General features: G+C 70.8%; 18 protein-coding genes. 8 read left to right on the forward strand and 10 right to left on the reverse strand.

The window, feature by feature from the left end:
- Window positions 1-23: 23 nt before the first annotated feature.
- The 4 genes from E3N94_RS04995 to E3N94_RS05010 form a co-directional block, all read right to left on the reverse strand.
- Window positions 24-866 (reverse strand): ABC transporter permease, encoded by an 843-nt coding sequence (locus E3N94_RS04995; protein WP_134342529.1) that lies wholly within the window; start codon window positions 864-866, stop codon window positions 24-26.
- On the reverse strand, window positions 863-1,783 hold the full coding sequence (locus E3N94_RS05000; protein WP_104099929.1) for an ABC transporter ATP-binding protein: 921 nt from the start codon (window positions 1,781-1,783) through the stop codon (window positions 863-865). Before E3N94_RS05000 ends, E3N94_RS04995 begins: the two co-directional genes overlap by 4 nt.
- 84 nt (window positions 1,784-1,867) lie before the next feature.
- Window positions 1,868-3,082 (reverse strand): cysteine desulfurase-like protein, encoded by a 1,215-nt coding sequence (locus tag E3N94_RS05005; protein WP_104099928.1) that lies wholly within the window; start codon window positions 3,080-3,082, stop codon window positions 1,868-1,870.
- Window positions 3,083-3,161: 79 nt separating this feature from the next.
- Window positions 3,162-4,088, reverse strand: a complete 927-nt coding sequence (locus E3N94_RS05010) for a rhodanese-related sulfurtransferase (protein WP_134569914.1) — start codon at window positions 4,086-4,088, stop codon at window positions 3,162-3,164.
- 119 nt (window positions 4,089-4,207) lie between these two features.
- On the opposite strand from E3N94_RS05010, the gene E3N94_RS05015 reads away from it, so the two are divergent.
- Both E3N94_RS05015 and E3N94_RS05020 read left to right on the forward strand, forming a co-directional pair.
- On the forward strand, window positions 4,208-4,753 hold the full coding sequence (locus E3N94_RS05015; protein ID WP_104099926.1) for a YbhB/YbcL family Raf kinase inhibitor-like protein: 546 nt from the start codon (window positions 4,208-4,210) through the stop codon (window positions 4,751-4,753).
- A 237-nt stretch (window positions 4,754-4,990) separates the two neighbouring features.
- Window positions 4,991-5,368, forward strand: coding sequence for a hypothetical protein (locus E3N94_RS05020; protein ID WP_241976749.1), 378 nt, complete (start codon window positions 4,991-4,993; stop codon window positions 5,366-5,368).
- Window positions 5,369-5,545: 177 nt separating this feature from the next.
- On the opposite strand, the gene E3N94_RS05025 is transcribed toward E3N94_RS05020, so the two are convergent.
- Entirely contained in the window at window positions 5,546-6,184 is a 639-nt protein-coding gene (locus E3N94_RS05025; protein ID WP_134400983.1) for a LysE family translocator, read from the reverse strand.
- Window positions 6,185-6,386: 202 nt separating this feature from the next.
- Between E3N94_RS05025 and E3N94_RS05030 the strand changes: the two genes are divergently transcribed.
- Window positions 6,387-6,950, forward strand: coding sequence for a thioesterase family protein (locus E3N94_RS05030; protein WP_104099923.1), 564 nt, complete (start codon window positions 6,387-6,389; stop codon window positions 6,948-6,950).
- 272 nt (window positions 6,951-7,222) lie between these two features.
- Here E3N94_RS05030 and E3N94_RS05035 read toward each other — a convergent pair whose 3' ends face one another.
- From E3N94_RS05035 to E3N94_RS05045, 4 genes are all read right to left on the reverse strand, one after another.
- Window positions 7,223-7,735, reverse strand: a complete 513-nt coding sequence (locus E3N94_RS05035) for a hypothetical protein (protein WP_104099922.1) — start codon at window positions 7,733-7,735, stop codon at window positions 7,223-7,225.
- Window positions 7,736-7,834: 99 nt separating this feature from the next.
- Entirely contained in the window at window positions 7,835-9,457 is a 1,623-nt protein-coding gene (locus tag E3N94_RS05040; protein WP_134400984.1) for an NAD(P)/FAD-dependent oxidoreductase, read from the reverse strand.
- A 71-nt stretch (window positions 9,458-9,528) separates the two neighbouring features.
- Window positions 9,529-9,687, reverse strand: coding sequence for a hypothetical protein (locus E3N94_RS16465; protein ID WP_166785361.1), 159 nt, complete (start codon window positions 9,685-9,687; stop codon window positions 9,529-9,531).
- Between the two features lie 72 nt (window positions 9,688-9,759).
- Entirely contained in the window at window positions 9,760-10,674 is a 915-nt protein-coding gene (locus E3N94_RS05045) for a LysR family transcriptional regulator (RefSeq protein WP_104099920.1), read from the reverse strand.
- A gap of 141 nt (window positions 10,675-10,815) precedes the next feature.
- Between E3N94_RS05045 and E3N94_RS05050 the strand changes: the two genes are divergently transcribed.
- From E3N94_RS05050 to E3N94_RS05070, 5 genes are all read left to right on the forward strand, one after another.
- Window positions 10,816-14,436 carry a bifunctional proline dehydrogenase/L-glutamate gamma-semialdehyde dehydrogenase gene (locus tag E3N94_RS05050; protein ID WP_134569915.1) on the forward strand — a complete coding sequence of 1,207 codons (3,621 nt, stop codon included), beginning with the start codon at window positions 10,816-10,818 and terminating at the stop codon, window positions 14,434-14,436.
- A 173-nt stretch (window positions 14,437-14,609) separates the two neighbouring features.
- Complete coding sequence (locus tag E3N94_RS05055; protein WP_104099919.1) at window positions 14,610-15,632, forward strand: 3-oxoacyl-ACP synthase III; 1,023 nt, start codon at window positions 14,610-14,612, stop codon at window positions 15,630-15,632.
- The gene (locus E3N94_RS05060) at window positions 15,629-18,442 is read left to right on the forward strand and encodes an alpha/beta fold hydrolase (RefSeq protein WP_241977357.1); all 2,814 of its coding nucleotides are present in this window, start codon (window positions 15,629-15,631) and stop codon (window positions 18,440-18,442) included. The genes E3N94_RS05055 and E3N94_RS05060 overlap by 4 nt, the downstream gene beginning before the upstream one ends.
- Before the next feature lie 103 nt (window positions 18,443-18,545).
- Window positions 18,546-19,514, forward strand: coding sequence for an NAD-dependent epimerase/dehydratase family protein (locus E3N94_RS05065; protein WP_134415332.1), 969 nt, complete (start codon window positions 18,546-18,548; stop codon window positions 19,512-19,514).
- A gap of 146 nt (window positions 19,515-19,660) precedes the next feature.
- Window positions 19,661-20,434 (forward strand): ABC transporter permease, encoded by a 774-nt coding sequence (locus E3N94_RS05070; RefSeq protein ID WP_174720184.1) that lies wholly within the window; start codon window positions 19,661-19,663, stop codon window positions 20,432-20,434.
- Window positions 20,435-20,496: 62 nt separating this feature from the next.
- On the opposite strand, the gene E3N94_RS05075 is transcribed toward E3N94_RS05070, so the two are convergent.
- Window positions 20,497-20,934 (reverse strand): Lrp/AsnC family transcriptional regulator, encoded by a 438-nt coding sequence (locus tag E3N94_RS05075; RefSeq protein ID WP_104099917.1) that lies wholly within the window; start codon window positions 20,932-20,934, stop codon window positions 20,497-20,499.
- Window positions 20,935-21,127: the final 193 nt, after the last annotated feature.

A 21,127-nucleotide genomic window follows, 5' to 3' on the forward strand; every position in this document is an offset into this window, starting at 1 on the left:
ACGCGGGCGTTCGGGTCAGGTGGTCAGGTGACGTCGCGCTTCCAGCTGACCGCATAGCCGATCACGGTCGCGGCGAGCATGTAGGCCAGGAGGACGAGCCCGCCCTGCCACCACTCGAGCAGCGCCGCCGGGGTGCCTCCCGGCGCGGCGAGGGTGAAAAAGCTCGCGCCGACCAGGGCATCGGAGGCGGCCCCCGGCAGGTAGTTGCCGATCCCTCGCGTCACGTCGGTGAACAGGGATGCGAAGCGCAGCAGCGGTTCGACGAACTGGGTGAAGGCGAGCACGATGACGATCGACGCTACTTGGCTATGCACGAGCACGCCGAGGCCCACACCGATGGTCGACCAGATGGCCATGGCGAGCACCGTGCGGCCGATCAGCGCCCAGGTAGCGCTATCGGCCAGCAGCGGGTCGACGTCGAACGCGTTGATGACGAGCGCGCCGACGCCGACGGATGCGAGCAGCGCGACGACCCCGAAGACCGCGCCGACCACGAAGAGAGCGATCGTCTTGGCCCCGAGCACCTGGGCCCGCCTGGGATTGGCGAGGAACGTGGGGGTGAGGGTCTGGTGCCGGAATTCGCCCGTGGTGGCGAGGGCCCCGAGCAGAACCGGGAAGACATAGCCGACGGATGACGCGAAGCTGTAGATCAGGGGTGGGAGGCTGCCGAACCCGGCGAGTCCCTGGGATCCGGTACCGGCGGCATCCGGGCTGATCGCGCCGCTCTCGATCCCCGCGAACAGCGCCGAGAGGCCGCCGGCGAGCAGGGCGATATAACCGAACATGACCGCGGCGAGGACCCACCACAGGCGCGTTGTGCCGAGCTTGGCGAACTCGGCACCGAGGGCGCGGCTGAAGGACGTCATCGCGACTCGCCTCCGTTTCCGTTTGCGTGGCCGTTCACGAGGGCGAGGAATGCCTCCTCGAGCCCCTTCCTCTCCCGGTGCAAAGCGCTGAGTTCCACGCCGGCCGAGAACGCGATGTGGCCGATCAGGGCCGGGTCGGGCGCAGCGGCGAACAACCCGGTGCGCCCGGTGGAAAACTCGATGCCGGCCTGGCTGAGGGCGGCCTCAAGAGCAGTGCGGTCGGGGGAGTCGACCAGGATGCGCGGCGCCGCCTCGGTCTCGAGGCTCGACAGGGTGCCTCGGTGCACGAGGGCTCCGTCGGCGATGATGATCACGTCGTCGACGCTCTGCTGCACCTCGGAGAGCAGGTGGGAGCTGACCAGGACCGTGCGCCCCTCGTCGGCCATGGTGCGGAGGAAGCCGCGGATCCATTTGATCCCCTCCGGGTCGAGCCCGTTGATCGGCTCGTCCAACACGAGCACGCCGGGGTCGCCGAGCAGGGTGAAGGCCAGGCCGAGCCGCTGCCGCATGCCGAGCGAGAAGCCGCCGACACGCTGGGCGCCGTGTGCGCCGAGGCCGACCGTGTGCAGCACCGCGTCGATGCGGGCGGAGGGCAGCCCCGCCGCGATGGCGTAGACCGCCAGGTGGTTCCGGGCACTGCGGCCGGGATGGAAGCTGGCTGCCTCCAGGGCGGCCCCGACGGTCTGCAGCGGGCGCGGCAGGTCACGGTAGCGGATGCCGTCGATGGTGGCCGTGCCGGACGTGGGCGCGACCAGCCCGAGCAGCATGCGCAGCGTGGTGGTCTTTCCGGCGCCGTTGGGGCCGAGAAAGCCGGTGACCCGGCCGGGCTCCACGGTGAAGGACAGGTTGTCCACCGCGGTGACGTTGCCGAACGTCTTGGTGATGTTGCTGAACTCGATGACCGCGCCGACCGGCATCCGTTCCCCCTTCGTTGCTGGTAGTCCCGCGCTGATAGTCGATCTCTGGGATCTGGTTCCAGCCTAGGGGCGGAGACGACCGGGTCAGGTGACGCGGAGGAAGACGCTCAGTGCGGCGAGCAGCCGGGCCACCTCATCGACGGTGTTGTAGGGGGCGAGGCCGATCCGCAGGCCGCCACGGTCGCCGAGTCCGAGGTGCCGGGAGGCTTCGAGGGCGTAGAACGAGCCGGCGGGGGCGAGGATGCCCTGCTTGCACAGGTGGCGGGACGCATCCGCGGTGTCGTGGCCGGTGAACGTGACCAGCACGGTGGGTGTGCGCACGGCAGCCCTCGAGTGCAGTCGCGCCCCCGGCAGCTCCGCCAGGCCGGCCTCCAGTTTGCCGCGCAGGGTCTCCTCGTGGTGTTCGAGAGCCTGGGACGAGCGGATCAGGCGCTCCCGCCGAGAGGCCCCGGCCGGCGCGGCGTCGCCGAGGCCGGCGAGGAATTCGACGGCAGCCGTGACCCCCGCCATCGTCTCGTAGGGGAGCGTGCCCAGCTCGAAACGCTCGGGCACCTGGTCGCTCGAGGGCACCAGCTTGTCGGGATATATCGTTTCGAGCAGCGCGGGCGCGGAAGCGAGAATCCCGCAGTGCGGACCGAAGAACTTGTAGGCCGAGCAGACGAAGAAGTCCGCTCCCAGCGCCGCGACGTCCACCGACGCGTGCGGCGTGTAGTGCACGCCGTCGACGTAGAGGAGCGCGCCGACGGAATGTGCGAGCCGGGCGATCGCCGCCACGGGCGGGCGGGTGCCGATCAGGTTGGAGGCGGCGGTCACGGCTACCAGCCGGGTGCGCTCGCTGAGGACCGCGGCGATGTCCGGGACGCTCAGCTCACCGGTGGCCGGGTCGAAGTCCGCCCAACGCACCGTGGCGCCGGCCCGGTCGGCGGCCTGCATCCACGGGCGGATGTTCGCGTCGTGGTCGAGCCGGGTGACCACGACCTCGTCGCCCGGGCCCCATCCGGCGGACAGGGCGTTCGCCAGGTCGTAGGTCAGCTGCGTGGCGCTGCGTCCGTAGACGATTCCGCGTTCTTCGGCGCCGAGCAGATCCGCCATGGCGCTCCGGAACCCGGTGACGGCGTCCTCCGCGTTCTGCTGGGAGGTACTTCCGGTTCCCCGGATCGAGAGCGGACCGGTCAGCGTCGACGCGATCGCGGAACCGACCGCCAGAGGGGTCTGGGTGCCGCCCGGGCCGTCGAAGAAGGCCGTGCCGGTGGCGAGGGCGGGAAAGCTGGGTCGGATCGTCTGCGCATCAAAGGTCACAGTGCATCCAATCACAGCCCCGCCTCCTGCCCCGGGGAAGTAGCATGTCGGCATCTGCGAGAGGGCGCACCGCGGCCGGTCAGGCCCGGGTGTGCGCGTCAGCGTGGGCGGTGGCGTGGGCCGCGCACGCCGGGGCCTTGGCAGCGACGCAGCCCGGGCAGACGACGAGCTGTTCCCGGCAGGAGGGATCTCGGCAGTTGAGCAGATTCTTCGTCGGTTCACCGCACACCAAGCAGCGCCCGATCATGGCGGTATGGTCGCTGAAGTCCAGCGACATCCGCTGGTCGAAGACGTAGAGCGAACCGTTCCAGAGGCCGTCGTCGCCGAAGGCCTCGCCGTAGCGCACGACGCCGCCGTCAAGCTGGTAGACCTCGCCGAAGCCGCGCTCCTTCATCAGGGAACTGAGCACCTCGCAGCGGATGCCGCCGGTGCAGTAGGTGACGACGGGCTTGTCCTTGAGGTGGTCGTACGTGCCGCTCTCCAGCTCAGCCACGAACTCGCGGGTGTTGGCGACATCCGGCACGATCGCGTTCTGGAAGCGGCCGATCTCGGCCTCGAACGCGTTGCGGCCGTCAAAGAAAACGACCTCGTCGCCTCGCTCACCGACGAGGGCGTGCAGCTCGGCCGGGGAGAGCTTGGCGCCGCCGCCGACCACGCCGCCGGCGTCGACGCGCAACTCGCCGGGTGCGCCGAAGCTCACGATCTCATCCCGCACCTTCACGACCAGCCGGGGGAAGTCGAGGCTCAAACCCTGCTCATCGAGCCCGGTGCCCTCGCTCCACTTGACGTCGAGATTCTTGAACGGGGCGTAGTCCCGAGTCTTGCGCAGATAGCGCTTGATCGCGGGAAGATCGCCGCCGACGGTGCCGTTGAGGCCGTCGGTGGAGATCAGGATTCGCCCGCGCAGGCCCAGCGATTCGCACAGGTCTCGCTGCCAGAGACGCACGGCCCCGGGGTCGGCCAGCGGGGTGAAGACGTAATAGAGCAGGATCTTCGGAATAGCCACCGCGCCATTTTACCGAGTTCGCCAGCTGGTAATCGGCTGATATCCGGGTGGGTGCTTGGGTGGGGGGCGCGGGCCGGGTGGCCGGCTGGCTAAGCTTCTGGCAACCAATTGGAGGCCCAATGGCCCAGAACGATCCTCTCGCCCGGTTCGGCGCTGTACCGCTATTCACGCTGACGAGCACGGACATGACCGACGGAGTGCCCCTCACCGCGGCGCAGTACGGTACCGGCTCCGGCGGCCGGAACCTGTCCCCGCACCTGGAGTGGTCGGGATTCCCGGCCGACACGAAGAGTTTCGCGGTGACCCTGTACGACCCGGACGCTCCGACCGGGTCCGGATTCTGGCATTGGGCGGTCGTCAACCTGCCGGCCGACTGCGTGGCCCTGCCCGCAGACGCCGGCGCTCCGGGCGGCCGGCTGCTGCCGAGGGGTGCCGTGACCCTGCCCAATGAAGGCCGTCAGTCGGCTTTCGTCGGCGCGAGCCCTCCGGCCGGCACCGGCACGCACCGGTACCAGTTCATCGTGCACGCGGTCGATGTGGCCCGGCTCGACATCGACCCGGACTCCACGCCGGCCGTGCTGGGGTTCAACCTGCACTTCCACACCCTGGCGCGCGCGGTGCTCGAGGCCACGGGTGTGCACGGAGGAGCCGCCCACAACCCCTGAGCTGAGGTCTTCCGAGGTTGTCCACGGGCGACAAGGCGCCGCTGACGGAGTACGCGGCCAGCCAGGCGGTCAACGGCATGATCGTCGTCAACGCGAACTACCGGATGGCGACGCGCTTCCAGCTGAAGCACATGTTGGACGACGGCAACGAGGTGTTGCGCTGGGTGGCCCGCCACATCGAGGAGTTCGGCGGGGATCCCCACCGGATCGCGCTCGAACATCGCCGACATCTCGGTGATGTTCGAGCGCGGATTCGTGCTGAGCCTGAATCTTCTGCGGATGCTGCTGCCGGAGCGCGGCCGCGGGGTCGTGCTGCGTACCGCGGCCCGGTTCATGTCCCCGATCGAGTGGCTCGAGCGCAGGTTCCCGCCGGAGTTCGTGACCACCTCGGAGCGTGACCACTTCTACCGGGCGAACCTCAATTTCATCGCTGCGCTGCGCCGGCGCTCCATCGCGGTCGACGCGCTGATCTACGACCGGAAGCAGACCAACACGCGCCACACCTGGCAGCAGGACGCCGCACATCCGGAATCGCAAGAGGTCTACCGCCGCCTGGGTGCCTTCGTGCGCCGCGTCGCCGGGGTGCCGCTCGCGGCCGTCGCAACCGTCGCCTAGAACGTTCATGGCGCACCCTGTGGAAGCCGGCGCATGTTCTACGGTCCGCCAGCTTCCACCGGGTGCGCCGCGACGGATGCGGGCCGCAGAGAAACCTTCGGACATCGGCTCACCGGGTCCGACAGGCCCGACTTTCGGGGCCGATATCGGAACCGCGGTCGACCACCGGGGGCAAGGTCAGGCTTGGGCGCCCGTGGCGGCGAGCACGCCGCCGAGGCCGATCATCATGACGCCGCCGCCCGCGGAGAGGTGCTCCATGCGGCGGGGGGACGAGGCGAACCAATCGCGGGCCGAGCCTGCCGCGAGGGCCCACACGCTGTCGCCGAGCAGGGCAAGCAGCACGAACACAAGGCCCAGGGTCAGCAGCTGCAGCGGGACGGCCCCGGCCGAGTAGTCCACGAACTGGGGCAGCACGGCCACGAAGAACACGATCGACTTGGGGTTGCTGATCCCCACGACCGATCCCTCGGCCAGCAGGCGCCACTTCGTCTTCGGCACGCTGCTCAGACCGATGCTCCGGGCGGCCGCGTGCCGGTGCCGGATGGCCTGCACGCCGAGGTAGACGATGTACGCGGCGCCGGCGAACTTGATCGTCGTGAACACCACGATCGACCCGGTCACGATTGCGCCGAGGCCAAGCGCGACGGCCGCGACCGCCGGGATCAGCCCGAGGGCGTTGCCGAGCACGCTCAGCAGGCCGCCGAGGCGTCCGAGCGCCAGGGACCGCCCGATCACGAACAGCACGGTGGGTCCGGGCAGCACGATCAGGGCGACGGATGCCAGCGCGAACGTCAGCAGGTTGGGCAATGGGACCATATACGAAAGGTTAACCCGGCCGGGAGTCCGGGGCATCCGCTGTCGCGAGTGTGCCTGGTCCGGTCGAGAGTGACCCGCGGAACGGGCACGCTCAACCGGAGGCACTGTGGTAATCGTGCAGGTTCCGGTCGTGCGGGCCCGGATGCTTGTGGCTCGCGGCAGCAGAATGCGCCCCGGCACCGCCGGTGGCTAGCCTCTCAAGATGCACATGCTCTGGCGCACCCTCCTGCACTCCGTCCTCTCCCGCTTCGGCCCGCGCCTGGGCCACTACGACGTGGCCAGCACCCGGTTCATCACTTTGCCGACCGACCAGGACATCCTTCGGCATATGAACAACGGCGTATACCTGTCGATCATGGACATCGCCCGCTTCGACATGCTGCACCGTACCGGCATCTGGGCGATCTTCCTGAAGCGCGGCTGGTACCCGGTGGTGGTGTCGGAGACGATTAGTTTCCGCAAGTCGCTGACCCTCGGCCAGAAGTTCACGGTGGAGTCGCGCATCCTGGGCTTCGACGAGAAGGCCGTCTACGTGGAGCAGCGGTTCGTGCGGCCGGACGCCGACGGCACCCCGGAGATCTACGCGCAGGGCTTCATCCGCGGACGGTTCCTGAAGCGCAGCGGAGGGGTCGTGGGCATCGACGAGCTCGTCGACGCCGTGGGCGCGGTGCCCGAGGACGTGACGGTGCCGGCCTGGCTGCTCGAGTGGAGCGCGGATGTCGCGATGCCCGCCACCCGCGCCGCCGCCCCCAGCCACTGGACCTGAGTGGGAGCGCCACGCGCCGTGTCTGCCGTGTCAGCCGAGCCCAGGGTCCTGCGGCACCCTCGCCCGTAGCCCGAACGAATTCGACGGAGATTCTGCCCGAATCAACCCGAAACAGTACGGAAATGCAGTTTTACCCGAGAATCTCCGTCGAATTGGTTCGACGCCGGGTCTGGCGTGGCGCCTGTGCTGACCAGCGTCCACGCGGGCGACCAGCGTCCACGCGGGGCGATCAGCTCTGATCCTCCGCGAGCGACACAACCAATCGATCAGGACTAGACGGTGGGTTCGGTGGCCTTCTTGGGCGGGATGAGCTCACTGTAATACTCGACGTGGGGCTTGTAGTGGGTCCGGGCGGGTATCGGCTGGCCGGTGCGCGCCGCAACGAGACGGTCGAAGTAGTAGTCCCAGAACGGGCCGACGGTGGCGGCCTCCGCGGCGGAGTGCAGGCGCTGGCCGAAGGTGAGGGTGGTCATCCCCGCCCCCTCGACGAGGTGCAGAATCACGTGCCGGGCGGCGGCACCCTCGCCGATGTCGGCGGTGAACCGCTTCGGCGGGATGCACTTGATAATGCTCACGTACTCCCACTCGGCATCCGCTTCGTCCAACTTGAATCGCACGGCGCCGGTCTCGGGAGCGCCCGTGTAGGTTCCGATCCAGCCGTGGAGACCGGCGGACCGGCTCACGCTCGCCCACACGTCGTCCTTCGACGCGCTGAAGAGCCGGTCGAGCATGAGGTACAGACCGTCTTCGCGATAGGCAAGGCGTCCGGTTGGCTTGAATGACATGCGAACCTCCACGGTGAGTGAGGCACGGGCCTCAGTACAAAACTATGCCCTTCTCCGGGCGGGGATCAACAGCCACACCCTCCGGCCGGGACCCGGCGCCTACCCCTCGAGCACCGCCATCGCCGCATTGTGACCGCCGATGCCGCTGACGCCGCCGCCGCGTCTGGCGCCCGCCCCACAGATCAGAATCCGCGGATGCTCCGTCGCCACCCCCCAACGCTCGGCCGCGGTGGATCGCGGCGCGTCGTCCTCGAGGAACGGCCATTCCAGAGGACCGTGGAAGATGTTGCCGCCGGGGAGGTTGAGGGCGTGCTCCAGGTCGAGCGTGGTCTTCGTCTCGATGCAGGGCCGGCCGGCGGCATCGCTCAGCAAGAGGTCCTCGATGGGTTCGGCCAGAACGGAATTCAGCGACGCCAGAACGGCGGCTTGCAGCCGGTCGCGGCTGACGTCGTTGTTCTCCTCGGTGAGCCAGCGGTGCGGGGCGTGCAGCGCGAACACCGTGAGGGTCTGCGCGCCGGCGGCGACGAGCTCGGGGGAGAGGATGCTCGGGTCGCTGAGCGAGTGGCAGTAGATCTCGCAGGGCAGCAGCTCGGGGAAGCCGTCGTGGTCGGCCTGGTCGTAGGCGCTCTCCAGCTGCGTCAGGGTCTCGTTGATGTGGAAGGTGCCGCCGAACGCGGCCTCGGGGGACACGTCCTCGTCGCGCAGCAGCGGCAGTCGGCGGAGCAGCAGGTTCACCTTGACCTGCGCGCCCTCCGGTTTGGCGTCGGGCCCCGCGCTCGGCCCGGCACTCGGGCCGGCACCCGGCTCGACGTCGGGGCGCACGGATGCCGGCGCGGCCTCGCCGAGGAGACCCCGCAGCACCCACGGGGCGACGTTGGCGAGCACGTGCCGGCCCTGAACGACCCGCAGGGCGCCGCCGTGCCGGTAGCTCACCTCGCCCTCCGGCGTGACGCCGGTGACCTCGGCCTCCGTCACGATCCGGGCGCCGGCCTGCCGGGCGGCCTTCTCCAGCTCGCCGGAGACGGCGCCCATGCCGCCGACCGGCACGTCCCAGTCCCCGGTCCCGTTGCCGATGACGTGGTACAGGAAGCAGCGGTTCGCGTCGAGCTCCGCGCTGTCCAGCGACGTGAAGGTGCCGATCAGGCCGTCGGTGGCGACCACCCCGCGCACGAGGTCGTTCTGGAAGCGATCACGGAGCGCGCCGCCGAGCGGCCGCTCGAAGAACTGCTCCCAAAGCATGTCGTCTCCGAGCAGGGTCCTGGCCTCCGAGCGCGTGGGCAGCGGCTCGCAGACGGTGGGGAAGAGCGCCCGGGCAACGCTCTCCGTGTCACGGTAGAAGGCATTCCAGGCGGAAAAATCGGCGGCCGCGCCGACCCGGTCGAAGCTGGCGCGGGTGGCCGGCTCGTCGCCGCGGTCGACCAGGAGTCCGGTTCGGGTGTCGGCCGGATCGGGGGTGTACGAGGAGTACCGGCGCCGGGCCAGCCCGATCTCGAGACCGAGCTCGTCGATGATTCGCTGCGGGAGCAGGCTGACCAGGTAGGAGTAGCGCGAGAGCCGCGCGTCGACGCCGGGGAAGGCCGGGGCGGAGATGGCCGCGCCTCCGACGTGTTCGCCTTGCTCGAGTAGGAGAACGCTTTTGCCGGCCAGGGCCAGATAGGTGGCGGCCGTCAGGCCGTTGTGTCCGCCGCCGATGATCACGACATCGTGTGTGGGTTCGCTCATGCACCGAGACTACTCAGGAACCGAGACCAGCCCGGGGCGTCGGGCCCGCGCAGCTTGCCCGCCCGGCCGGGTCAGTCGGCACGTTCGAGCGCGCCGAGCTCGTCGGCGTCGCCACTCATCGACCAGGTGCCGACGAGCCGGTTGCAGCCGTCGGTGCCGGTGGAGCATCCGGTCAGGCCCAGCGCGAGGGCGACGGCGGCGAAGGCGAGCACAGCGGTTGGCTTCGTCATGGTGGGGCTCCGTTCACGGGTGTCGACGCGAGCCGCCGGACGCGCCCGTTCAACGATCAAAGCCGGGGAAGGTCAGCCTGTCACCGGGGCGGCTACCAGTTCCACGGCGCGGGCCAGGGCGTCGCGCACGGCGAGCACGCCCGGTCGGCTGGCACTCGAGCGCCGGGCCGAGGAGAAGACGGTGCGTAGCGGCCCGCCGGGCAGCTCGACACCGCGGACGGTCGGCATCTTCCCGGCCCAGATCAGGTCCGGCAGGATGCCGACGGCATTGCCGGATTCGATCAGGCGGATGTGCGCGATCAGGTCGGCCGTCTCGAACCTCACGTCGGGCTCGAATCCCGCCGACCGGCAGAGCTGGGTCGCCCAGTGCCGTGAGGCGGTTCCCTCCGGCTCCATCACCCAGGGCAGATCGGCGGCGTCGGCGAGCGACGCTGCCGCCGCGCGGCCGCCGCGCGAGGGCGGAACGGCCAGCCGGAGCGCATCCGTCGCCAGGTTCACACGGTCCAGGTCAGGCCAGTGCACCCGGGTGTGCCCGGGATACTGTTCGGCGAGCACGAGGTCGAAATCGCGCGCAGACACCTCGAACAGGCCGCGCTCCGGCTCGCGCTCGGTGACCTCGACCCGCAGCTCGGGGAACTCCTCGGCGAGCAACGTGAGGGCCTGAGGGATGAGGGCGTGCGCCGCGGACTGGAACAGGGCCACGCGCACCGTGCCGGACACGGTCGTCAGCGACGCGGTCATCTCCGCCTCGGCCAGTTCCAGCCGTTCGAGCAGGTAGGTCGTGTGCAGCACCAGAACCTCGGCCTGCGGGGTGAGCCGCACCCGGCGCCCGACCTTCTGCAACAGGGAAACCCCGGCCTCTTTCTCCAGTAGCGCAAGCTGCTGCGACACGGCGGACGGGCTGTAAGCGAGGGCCTCAGCGACTCCCGCCAGGGTGCCGCGGATCTTGAGCTCGTGCAGCAGACGCAGTCGGCGCACATCCAGCATCCGTCACCCTCCTCGATCGTCTCAATACTGATCATAAATGCTAATCAATATCGATCATAAAGATTCGCTTTTGCTAAAGGAACGGAAACCTCACACTGAGAGCAGCCGTCCGCCGTGAACGAAAGAACTAGCCTCGTGACCATGACCAACTCCACTCCATCCGTGCAGCACGATCTCAGCGCCGATGTGGTCGCCCTCGTGCAGAAGTGGCTCGCCGAGAGCGCCACGATCCCCGCCGACCTGTCGGCCCAGCGCCTCGCCGGCGTGCTGAAAGACCCGAACGGGCTCGACTTCACCGTGGGCTTCGTCGACGGCGTCATGCGCCCGGAAGACCTCATGGTCGCCGGCTACAACCTGCAGAAGGTTGCAAAACAGGCGCCCGGCTTCCTGCCCTCCTACCTGCGCGCGGCCATCGGCCTCGGCGGCGTGCTCGGCCCGGTGGTGCCCTGGGTGGTCATCCCCGCTGCGCGAAAGGTGCTGCGCCAGATGGTCGGGCACCTGGTCGTGGACGCCACGCCCGAGAAGCTCGGTCCGGCGATCGCCCACCTGCGCGAGTCCGGCAACCGGCTCAACATCAACCTGCTCGGCGAGGCCGTGCTCGGGGAGAAGGAGGCGCTGCGCCGCCTCGAGGGAACCCGCGCCCTGCTGGCCCGCGACGACGTGGACTACGTCTCGATCAAGGTCTCCTCCATCGCCAGCCAGCTGTCGATGTGGTCCTTCGACGAGGCCGTCGACCGCGTCGTCGAACGCCTGACCCCGCTCTACGAGCTGGCGGCGGGGGGCGGTTCGACCACCGGGGGCGGCTCCACCACCGGGGCCAAGTTCATCAACCTCGACATGGAGGAGTACCGCGACCTCGACCTCACCATCGCGGTGTTCGAGCGCATCCTCGACCAGCCTCAGCTGCTGCACTTGGAGGCCGGCATCGTGCTGCAGGCCTATCTGCCCGACGCCCTCGGGGCCCTGCAGGGTCTTACCCACTGGGCGCAGGGCCGCCGGGCCGCGGGCGGAGCCCCGATCAAGGTGCGCGTCGTCAAGGGCGCCAACCTGGCGATGGAACACGTCGACTCGGCCGTGCACGACTGGCCGCTGGCGACCTACTCCACCAAGCAGGACAGTGACACGAACTACAAGCGCGTGCTCGACTGGGCCTTCACCCCGCAGAACACGGATGCCGTCAAGATCGGCGTCGCCGGCCACAACCTCTTCGACGTGGCCTGGGCCCATCTCCTGGCCACGAAGCGCGGCGTGGACGACCGGGTCGAGTTCGAGATGCTGCTGGGCATGGCCACCAGCCAGGCCGAGGCCGTGAGCCGCGACGTCGGCCGCCTCCTGCTCTACACGCCCGTCGTGAACCCGGCCGAATTCGACGTGGCCATCAGCTACCTGATCCGCCGCCTCGAGGAGAACGCCAGCCAGGACAACTTCATGTCGGCGGTGTTCGAGCTGACGAGTTCCCCGCAGCTCTTCGACCGCGAGAAGGAGCGGTTCCTGGCCTCTCTCGCGGGCCTCGACGCGGTCGTCCCACAGCCGAACCGCCGCCAGGACCGTACCCAGGTCACCCAGCTCGATGCAGCCGGCCGCGGCGAGGTACCCGCAAGCGAATCCGGCGATGACGAGGATGAATTCGGCGACGAGTCCGGCGTCGGGCTCACCGCAGCCGTGCTCGGGCTCACCCGCGGCTCGGTCGAGAGCCTGCCGCACCCCGGTTTCCACAACGAACCCGACACAGACCCGTCCCTGCCCGCGAACCGGGCCTGGGGTCGTCACATCCTGAGCCGGGTCGAGACCTCCACGCTCGGGCTGGACGCCATCCGTGACGCCCGGGTCAGCGACCCGGCCGAGCTGGACCGCCTGATTGAGGCCGCGGCGGCCTGCGGCGCCGCCTGGGGGCAGCGCACCGGAGCGGAGCGCGCCGCAGTGCTTCACCGGGCCGGGCTCGCGCTCGCCGCGAACCGCGACCGCCTGATCGAGGTGATGGCCGCCGAAACCGGTAAGACCATCGCCGAGGGTGACCCCGAGGTCAGCGAGGCGATCGACTTCGCCCACTACTACGCCGAACGGGCCCGCGACCTCGACGCCGTGCAGGGTGCGATCTTCGTGCCCTCGAAGCTGACCGTGGTCACCCCGCCGTGGAATTTCCCGGTAGCCATCTCCGCCGGCGGCGTGCTCGCCGCCCTCGCGGCCGGCTCCGGCGTCATCGTCAAGCCCGCCAAGCTCGCCCAGCGTTCCGGCGCGGTCATGGTCGAGGCGCTCTGGGAAGCCGGCGTGCCGCGCGACCTGCTCGTGCTCGTGGACCTCGCCGACCGGGAACTGGGTACCCGCCTGATCTCGCACCCGGCCGTCGACCGCGTCATCCTGACCGGGGGCTACGAGACCGCGCAGCTGTTCCGCAGCTTCCGCGAGGACCTGCCCCTCCTGGCCGAGACAAGCGGCAAGAACGCCATCATCGTCACTCCCTCCGCCGACCTCGACCTCGCCGCCGCCGATGTCATCAAAAGCGCCTTCGGGCACGCCGGGCAGAAGTGCTCGGCCGCGAGCCTGGTCATCCTGGTCGGATCGGTCGCCAAATCGGAGCGCTTCATCAGTCAGTTGACGGATGCCGCGACCTCCCTGCGCGTCGGCCGCCCCTCCGACCCGGTCACCCAGATGGGCCCCATCATCGAGCGGGCCGAGGGCAAGCTGCGCCACGCCCTCACCACGCTCGGCGTCGGCGAAAAGTGGCTGGTCGAGCCCCAGCAGCTCGACGAGTCCGGCACCCTCTGGTCGCCGGGCATCCGCACCGGGGTGCTGCCCGGCTCCTACGTGCACCTGACCGAGTTCTTCGGGCCCGTGCTCGGAGTGATGCACGCCCGCAACCTGGCGGAAGCCATCCGTTTCCAGAACGCGGTCGACTACGGCCTCACCTCGGGGCTGCACTCGCTCGACCCGGCCGAGCTGACCGAATGGCTGGACACGATCGAGGCCGGCAACCTCTACGTGAATCGTGGCATCACCGGCGCGATCGTGCAGCGCCAGCCCTTCGGCGGCTGGAAGCGCTCGGCCGTGGGACCGGGCACCAAGGCCGGCGGCCCGAACTACCTGTACGGGTTCGGCAGCTGGGTGAGCGAAGCCGGCCGCAACAGCTCGACGCTCCACCTGCGCGGCCTCGACCAAACCGTCACCGCCCTGATAGAGGCGGCGCAGACCGTGCTCGACTACGCGGACTTCGACGTGCTGCGCCGGTCGGCGCTGAGTGACGCGCTGGCCTGGCGCGACGAGTTCGGCGCGGTCAGGGACGTCTCAGACCTCGGTCTCGAACGCAACCTGTTCCGCTACCGCCCGCTGCCCGTCACCGTGCGCCTGACCGAGGCCGGCACCCTCGCCGACCTGCTGCGCGTGATCATTGCCGCGACCCTGTCGACGGCGTCGTTCGAGGTCTCCAGCGCCATCCCGGTGCCGCCGATGGTGCGCAACGTGCTCGCCGAGCGCGAGATCGCGGTCTCGGTCGAGAGCGACGACGAATGGCTGCAGCGGGCCGAGGCCGGTGGCATCCGCACCAGCCGGGTGCGCCTGATCGGCGGGGACCGCCTGACAGGGGCGCAGGCGGAGGCCTCCCGCCTGGCCCACGCGCTCGGCGGCAGCCCGGACATCGCGGTGTACGCACACCCCGTCACCCAGGCCGGCCGGGTCGAGCTGCTCCCGTTCCTGCGCGAGCAGGCGATCTCGATCACGGCGCACCGCTTCGGCAACCCGAGCACACTCTCCGAGGGGATCATCTAGGGGCCGGGCTGCGGCCCGTGCGACGGCGGTCGACCACAAGGCTAAAATAGGACTTTGGTGGCCGCAGTCTGCGGTCGACTGCACCAGCAGGAGTGCGGACAACGATCAGGCTTCTGGTGCACAATGATCGAGGCGCGGCTGACCACTGCTGCAATTCGACAGGGGATCCACAGTTGGACGGTAACGCAACGACGACGCACCGCAATGTCGCCCTGCTGTCGGTGGCGACCGAGCTCGCCCCGCAGGTCACGACCTCGGTGGACATCGATCGTCGCCTGCAGCCGGCCCTCAAACGGCTGAAGCTGCCGAGCGGCCTGCTCCAGCGGGTGGCGGGCGTGCACGAGCGCCGCAACTGGGCGCCCGGCCAGGCCTTCGACGACGCGGCCGTCGCGGCCGGCACGCGCGCCCTGGCCGCCGCCGGCATCCAACCGGGCCAGGTCGGCCTGATGATCAACACCTCGGTGACCCGCAAGCACCTCGAGCCCTCGGTGGCCGTGCGCATCCACCACGGCCTCGGCCTGCCCTCCTCGGCCACGAACTTCGACATCGCGAACGCCTGCCTCGGTTTCGTCAACGGCATGACCCTGGCCGCACAGCTGATCGACTCCGGCCAGGTGCAGTACGCCGTGATCATCGACGGGGAGGACGCCGACGAGATCCAGACCAACACGATCGAGCGCCTCGGCCGCCCGGACATCAACCGCAAGGACTTCATGAGCGAGTTCGCGAGCCTGACGCTCGGCTCCGGCGCGGCCGCGGCCGTGCTCGGTCGGGCCGACGCGCATCCGGAGGGGCACCGCATCCTCGGCGGCGTGACCCGCGCCGCCACCGAGTTCAACGGCCTCTGCGTCGGCAGCGTCGACGGCATGTTCACCGACGCCAAGGCGCTGCTCAAGGGTGGCATGGAGCTCGTCGTTTCGGCCTGGACCGAGGCCAAACGCGACTGGAACTGGTCGGGCATGGACCGGTACATCCTGCACCAGGTATCGGATGTGCACACCGACGCGATCGTGAAGGCGACCGGGCTGGACCGCAGCCGGGTGCCGCTCACCTACCCGCTGTACGGCAATGTGGGGCCCGCGTCGATCCCGATCACCCTGGCCGAGGAAGCCGCGCGGCTCAGGACCGGCGACCGGGTGCTGCTGATGGGCGTCGGCAGTGGCCTGAACACGGCCATGATGGAACTCGCCTGGTGAAGCGCGGCTCTGCCCCCGTGTCCTACCGTCTCCCGCGCGCCGCGGCGACGCCGGCGCCCGCGTCCCTGCCTCCGGCCGGCCTGTCGGGGCTCGATGCCGCGTTCTCGCGCCTGGTGCCGGTCGTGTCGACCGCCTCCGGGCATCCGGTCACCCGCACCTGGCACCTGCTCGACAACGCGGAGCGTCTCGCCGAGCTGGGCGTCACCCCCGTGGGCACGGTGCTCTGCGTGCACGGTAACCCCACCTGGTCCTACCTGTGGCGCGAGTTCGTCACGGCGGCGACGGATGCGGCCTGTCACGGCGGCGAGGCCTGGCGCGTCATCGCCGTCGACCAGCTCGAGATGGGCTTCTCCGAGCGAAGCGGCGCGGTGCGCCCGCTCGCCACGCGCGTGCGGGACCTGGGCGAGCTCACCGACACCCTCGGCCTGGCCGGCCCGGTGGTCACCTTCGGTCACGACTGGGGCGGGTCGATCTCGCTCGGCTGGGCCGTCGACCACCCGGACGTGCTCGCCGGGGTCATGCTGCTGAACACGGCCGTGCACCAGCCGAGCGATGCGCCGGTGCCGGCCCCGCTGCGGCTGGCCCTGCGGAGCAGCGTGCTCGGCTCCGGCACTGTGGCCACGCCGGCGTTTCTGGAGACGACACTGGCACTGGCGCACCCGCCGCTTCCGGCCGCGGTGAAGCAGGCGTATCGCGCGCCCTACCGCGGCGCGGCCCGCCGCGGCGGGATCGGCGCGTTCGTCGCCGACATCCCGGTGCATGGCGCACACGAAAGCGCGGCCGAAATCGCCCGCATCTCCGGCGGCATCCGCGACCTGACCGTACCGGCCCTGATGCTCTGGGGCCCGACCGACCCGATCTTCAGCGATCGCTACCTCGACGACCTCGTGGACCGCCTGCCGCACGCGGACGTGCATCGCTTCGAGGGTGCCGGGCATCTCGTCATGGAAGACGTCGACTACGCCGCGGCCGCCCTGACCTGGCTCGGCGACCGCGCGGTGCCTGCCGCTGCAATCGCCGCTGCCGCCTCCGCCGCTTCCTCCGCTGCCCCTCAGGTTGCCGTTTCGGTCGAACAGGGTGTGGACGGCTGGGCGGCCGGCGAGCGGCATCCGCTCTGGCACTATCTGGACGAACTGCAGAACAGCGACGAGACCGCGCTGATCGACATGGCCCCGCCCGGGGGCGGCGCACCCCGCGTCGTCAGCTGGCGCCTGCTCTCCCGGCGGGTGCGGCAGCTCGCCTGCGGCCTCGATCGTATCGGCGTGCGGAAAGGCGACCGGGTCTCGCTGCTCGTTCCACCCGGCGCCGACCTGACCGCGGTGCTCTACGCCTGCGTGCGGATCGGCGCGGTCGTGGTGGTCGCGGATGCCGGTCTCGGCCTACGCGGGCTGACCCGCGCCGTGCGCGGCGCGCGCCCCGACCACGTGATCGGCGCCGCCCCCGGGCTGCTCGCCGCCCGGGCCCTCGACTGGCCCGGCCAGAAGATCTCCGTGGCGCGGTTTCCCCGCGCCGCCATGCGCGCCCTCGACATCTCCGCCACCCTCACCGAGCTGATCGCGCTCGGCGGGGACGAGCAGCTTCCGCCGCCGCCGGAACCCGGAGACACTGCCGCCGTGCTGTTCACCTCCGGCTCGACCGGGCCGGCCAAGGGCGTCGTCTACACGCACGGCCAGCTCGCCGCGGTCAGCCACGCGCTGTTCGCGCAGTACGGCGTGGGCCGCGGCACCGGCCTGGTGGCCGGCTTCGCCCCGTTCGCGCTGCTCGGCCCGGCCCTCGGCGCCCGCTCGGTGACCCCGGACATGGACGTGACGAAGCCGAAGACCCTGACCGCCGCATCCGTCGCCGCCGCGGTCGCCGCCATCGACGCGACCGTGGTATTCCTGTCGCCGGCCGCGCTGGCCAACGTCGTGGCCACCGCCGGCAGCCTGACCGCCGCCGACCATGTCAGCCTCGCCGGCGTGTCGAGCTTTCTCTCCGCTGGTGCCCCCGTCTCCGAGCCACTGCTCGCGGCCGCGGCCCGGCTGATGCCGTCGGCCTCCGCGCACACGCCCTACGGCATGACCGAGGGGCTGCTGATGGCCGACATCTCGCTCGACGGCATCCGCGAGGCGATGGCCACGGCGACCACGCCGGGGGTCTCGCCGTCTGCCTTGTCCTCTGCCGCGACGGCGACGGATGCCCCGGCCGGCCCCGGCGGGGTCTGCGTCGGCCGCGCGACGGCGACCACGCGCATCCGCACGAGCGCCCTCGACGCCCAGGGGCACGCCACCGGCGAGCTGTCGGAGGCCGCCGGGGTCACCGGCGAGATCGTGGTCTCCGCGCCGCACGTCGAGGACCACTACGACCGCCTGTGGCTGACCGACCGGGCCGCCCGCAGCGGCGCCGTGCCCGGTGAACGCTGGCACCGCACGGGCGACGTCGGGCACTTCGACGACGCCGGACGCCTCTGGGTGGAAGGGCGCCTGCCGCATGTGATCACGACGGCGACCGGCGTCGTGACCCCGGTCGGTCCCGAGCAGCGCATCGAGTCCGTCGCAGCGGTGGCCCGGGCCGCCGTCGTCGGGGTTGGGCCGACCGGCACCCAGCAGGTGGTCGCCGTGGTCGAGACCCGCACGCCGACCCGCCGGGTCGCGCTGGCCGACCCCGGGCTGGCCGCCGCCGTGCGTGCCGTCGCGGGGCTGCCGCTGGCCGCGGTGCTGGTCGTGCCGCACCTGCCCACGGACATCCGTCACAACTCGAAGATCGACCGCACCCGGCTGGGGCGCTGGGCCGGCGGCATCCTATCCGGCGCGCGGATGACCCGCCCGTGAGGCGCCTCTCGCGTCACGCGCAGGCTGCGCCCCTCCGCTGCCGGCACGCCACGCGCGCAGCGACGCAGCACCCGCGCAGCACATTTTCGCCGACGGTGCTGCCGTGAGGGTGCTTGTCACCGGGGCCAGCGGCTTCCTCGGCCGGGCCGTCGCGGCCGAGATCGCGGCCGCCGGACACGAGGTGCGAGCCTTCCAGCGGCGCCCGTCGGGCGTGCCCGGCGTGACCGACCTACTCGGCTCGGTCACCGCGCCCGCCGAGGCCCGGCGCGCCGTCACCGGAATGGACGCGGTCGTGCACCTGGCCGCCAAGGTGTCCCTGGCCGGCAGCCCGGCCGAGTTCGCCGCCGTGAACGTGGGCGGCACGCGCACCCTGCTGGCCGCGGCCGCGGATGCCGGAGCCTCCCGCTTCGTCTTCGTGTCGTCGCCCTCGGTCGCCCACACCGGGGCATCCATTGTCGGCAGCGACGCCGAGCCGGCCGACCCGGCCGAAGCCCGCGGTCCCTACGCCCGCACCAAGGCCGAGGCCGAACTGGTCGCCCTCGCCGCGGATTCGGCCGCCCTGCGCGTGGTCGCCGTGCGGCCGCACCTGGTCTGGGGCCCGGGAGACACCCAGCTCGTGGCCCGGATCGTCGAGCGTGCCCGCGCCGGACGCCTGCCGCTGCTCGGCCACGGCGCCGCCCTGATCGACACCACCTACATCGACAACGCCGCCACGGCCATCGCGGCAGCCCTCGATCAGGCCGACGCCGTGCACGGCCGCTCCTACGTGATCACGAACGGGGAGCCGCGGCCGGTCGCCGAACTGCTCGCGGGCATGTGCCGGGCCGCCGGCGTGCCGGCGCCGGCCTGGCGGGTCCCGGCCGGGGTTGCCCGCGGTGCGGGGGCGCTGATCGAGGCGGCCTGGCGCATCCGTCCGGGCGCCGACGAGCCGCCGATGACCCGGTTCCTGGCCGAGCAGCTCTCGACCGCGCACTGGTTCGACCAGCGCCGCACCCGGTCCGAGCTGCGGTGGACGCCCGCGGTGAGCCTCGATGAGGGCTTCCGCCGCCTCGCCGCCTCGTACGACGGCTAGCTTTCTCGGGCACTGGCGGCCTCAACGGATGCCCAGGGCCGTCCGTGCGATCGCCAGCGCCCCTTCCGCGCGCTGACGGAGCCCAGTCGTTGACGGATTCCGATCACCGGGGCCTGCCGGGCGCGGCGGCTCGCTAGGCTCGTCACGTGACCTGGCCCCGCGACCTCCCCGCCCAGCTGGCCGGACTGGCGCCGACCCTGCTCGGGATCGCGCTGCTCATCGCGATCGTCACGCTGGTGCTGCGCGGCTACCGGGTGCCGCATCCGTTCGCACCGGCCCTCGCCGTGCTGCGCGGCGCCCTGCAGCTCGCCGCGATCAGCCTGATCCTCAGCGGCATCATCTCCGACCCGTTCTGGGTCGGCGTGGGTCTGGCGGTCATGTTCACCGCTGCGGTCGGCACGGTCACCCGCCGGATCGGCGCCACCCGGCGGCACGCGGCCTGGGTGGCCGCCTCGATGGGCCTGGGCGTGATGGTCACCCTCCTCGTGGTCTTCGGCACCGGCGCGCTCGAGTTCACGCCGCGCTACGTGTTGTCGTTCGGCGGCATCATCATCGGCAACGCCATGTCGATCGCCACGCTCTCCGGCCGGCGCTTCACCGAGGGCGTGACCGAGCACTGGGAGGAGGTCGAGGGCTGGCTGGCCCTCGGCGCCACCCCGCGCCAGTCCACCCGAGAACTGGCCTGCCGCGCGGTGTACTTCGCCCTGATCCCCTCGACCGACCAGACGAAGACCACCGGGCTGGTCACGCTGCCCGGAGCCTTCGTGGGAGCGATTTTCGGTGGAGCCTCGCCGCTCGAGGCAGGGCGGTTCCAGATCGTGGTGCTTGCCGGCATCCTCTGCGCCGGATCGATCGCGGCGGTCGCCCTGATCCACCTGCTGGCCCCCGTGACCCGGCGCCCCGTCCCGGTGCCGGGCTAGCGACACGCGCCGCGCTGATGTCCTCGGCGCCGGCCGGTCCGATCCTGCTGGGAGCCGGGCGGCTACTCGGCGGAGCGGTGAATCAGCCGGGAGAGCACGATCGCGCTGCGGGTGTGGTCCACGTTGGGTGCCAAACGCACCTTTTCCAGCGCCGCCTCCAGACCGGGGATGTCCCGGGCCCGGATGTGCACGATGGCGTCGGCGCTGCCCGTGACGGTTCCGGCGTCCACGACCTCTGGCACCCCGGACAGGATGCGCAGTAATTCCTCGGGCGCCACGGTGCCGCGGCAGAACAGCTCGACGTAGGCCTCGGTGCTCATGCCGTCGATGGCCGGATCCACCTGGATGGTGAAACCGCGGATGACGCGGTCGGCCACGAGCCGGTCGACTCGGCGTTTCACGGCCGACGCCGAGAGTCCGACGACCGAGCCGATATCGCCGTATCCCGCCCGGGCGTTCTGGCGGAGCAGGTCGAGAATGCCACGGTCGAGGTTGTCCATGCCGAGAGTCTAGGGGGCATCGTTGCGCTGGCGCACTCATTAACGCAGAAAACCCGCGCCCGATAGCGCAATTCACTGGATAGCTGCGCCGTGGCGAGCGGACCAGCGGGCGGACGTGCGGCATCCGTCATCGCCCGTTGTGGCGGAAAACTGCGTGAGGGGCCGGACGCGCGCACGTTTTCGGCGCAGAGTG

The organism is Cryobacterium sp. Sr3 (genome assembly GCF_004402835.1).
GTDB lineage: Bacteria > Actinomycetota > Actinomycetes > Actinomycetales > Microbacteriaceae > Cryobacterium > Cryobacterium sandaracinum.

Coding starts and splice junctions, on each gene's coding strand:
- E3N94_RS04995 (WP_134342529.1), bottom strand. CDS start 866: ATGACGTCCTTCAGCCGCGCCCTCGGTGCCGAGTTCGCCAAGCTCGGC.
- E3N94_RS05000 (WP_104099929.1), bottom strand. CDS start 1,783: ATGCCGGTCGGCGCGGTCATCGAGTTCAGCAACATCACCAAGACGTTC.
- E3N94_RS05015 (WP_104099926.1), top strand. CDS start 4,208: ATGGCCCAGAACGATCCTCTCGCCCGGTTCGGCGCTGTACCGCTATTC.
- E3N94_RS05020 (WP_241976749.1), top strand. CDS start 4,991: ATGTTCGAGCGCGGATTCGTGCTGAGCCTGAATCTTCTGCGGATGCTG.
- E3N94_RS05025 (WP_134400983.1), bottom strand. CDS start 6,184: ATGGTCCCATTGCCCAACCTGCTGACGTTCGCGCTGGCATCCGTCGCC.
- E3N94_RS05030 (WP_104099923.1), top strand. CDS start 6,387: ATGCACATGCTCTGGCGCACCCTCCTGCACTCCGTCCTCTCCCGCTTC.
- E3N94_RS05035 (WP_104099922.1), bottom strand. CDS start 7,735: ATGTCATTCAAGCCAACCGGACGCCTTGCCTATCGCGAAGACGGTCTG.
- E3N94_RS05040 (WP_134400984.1), bottom strand. CDS start 9,457: ATGAGCGAACCCACACACGATGTCGTGATCATCGGCGGCGGACACAAC.
- E3N94_RS16465 (WP_166785361.1), bottom strand. CDS start 9,687: ATGACGAAGCCAACCGCTGTGCTCGCCTTCGCCGCCGTCGCCCTCGCG.
- E3N94_RS05045 (WP_104099920.1), bottom strand. CDS start 10,674: ATGCTGGATGTGCGCCGACTGCGTCTGCTGCACGAGCTCAAGATCCGC.
- E3N94_RS05050 (WP_134569915.1), top strand. CDS start 10,816: ATGACCAACTCCACTCCATCCGTGCAGCACGATCTCAGCGCCGATGTG.
- E3N94_RS05075 (WP_104099917.1), bottom strand. CDS start 20,934: ATGGACAACCTCGACCGTGGCATTCTCGACCTGCTCCGCCAGAACGCC.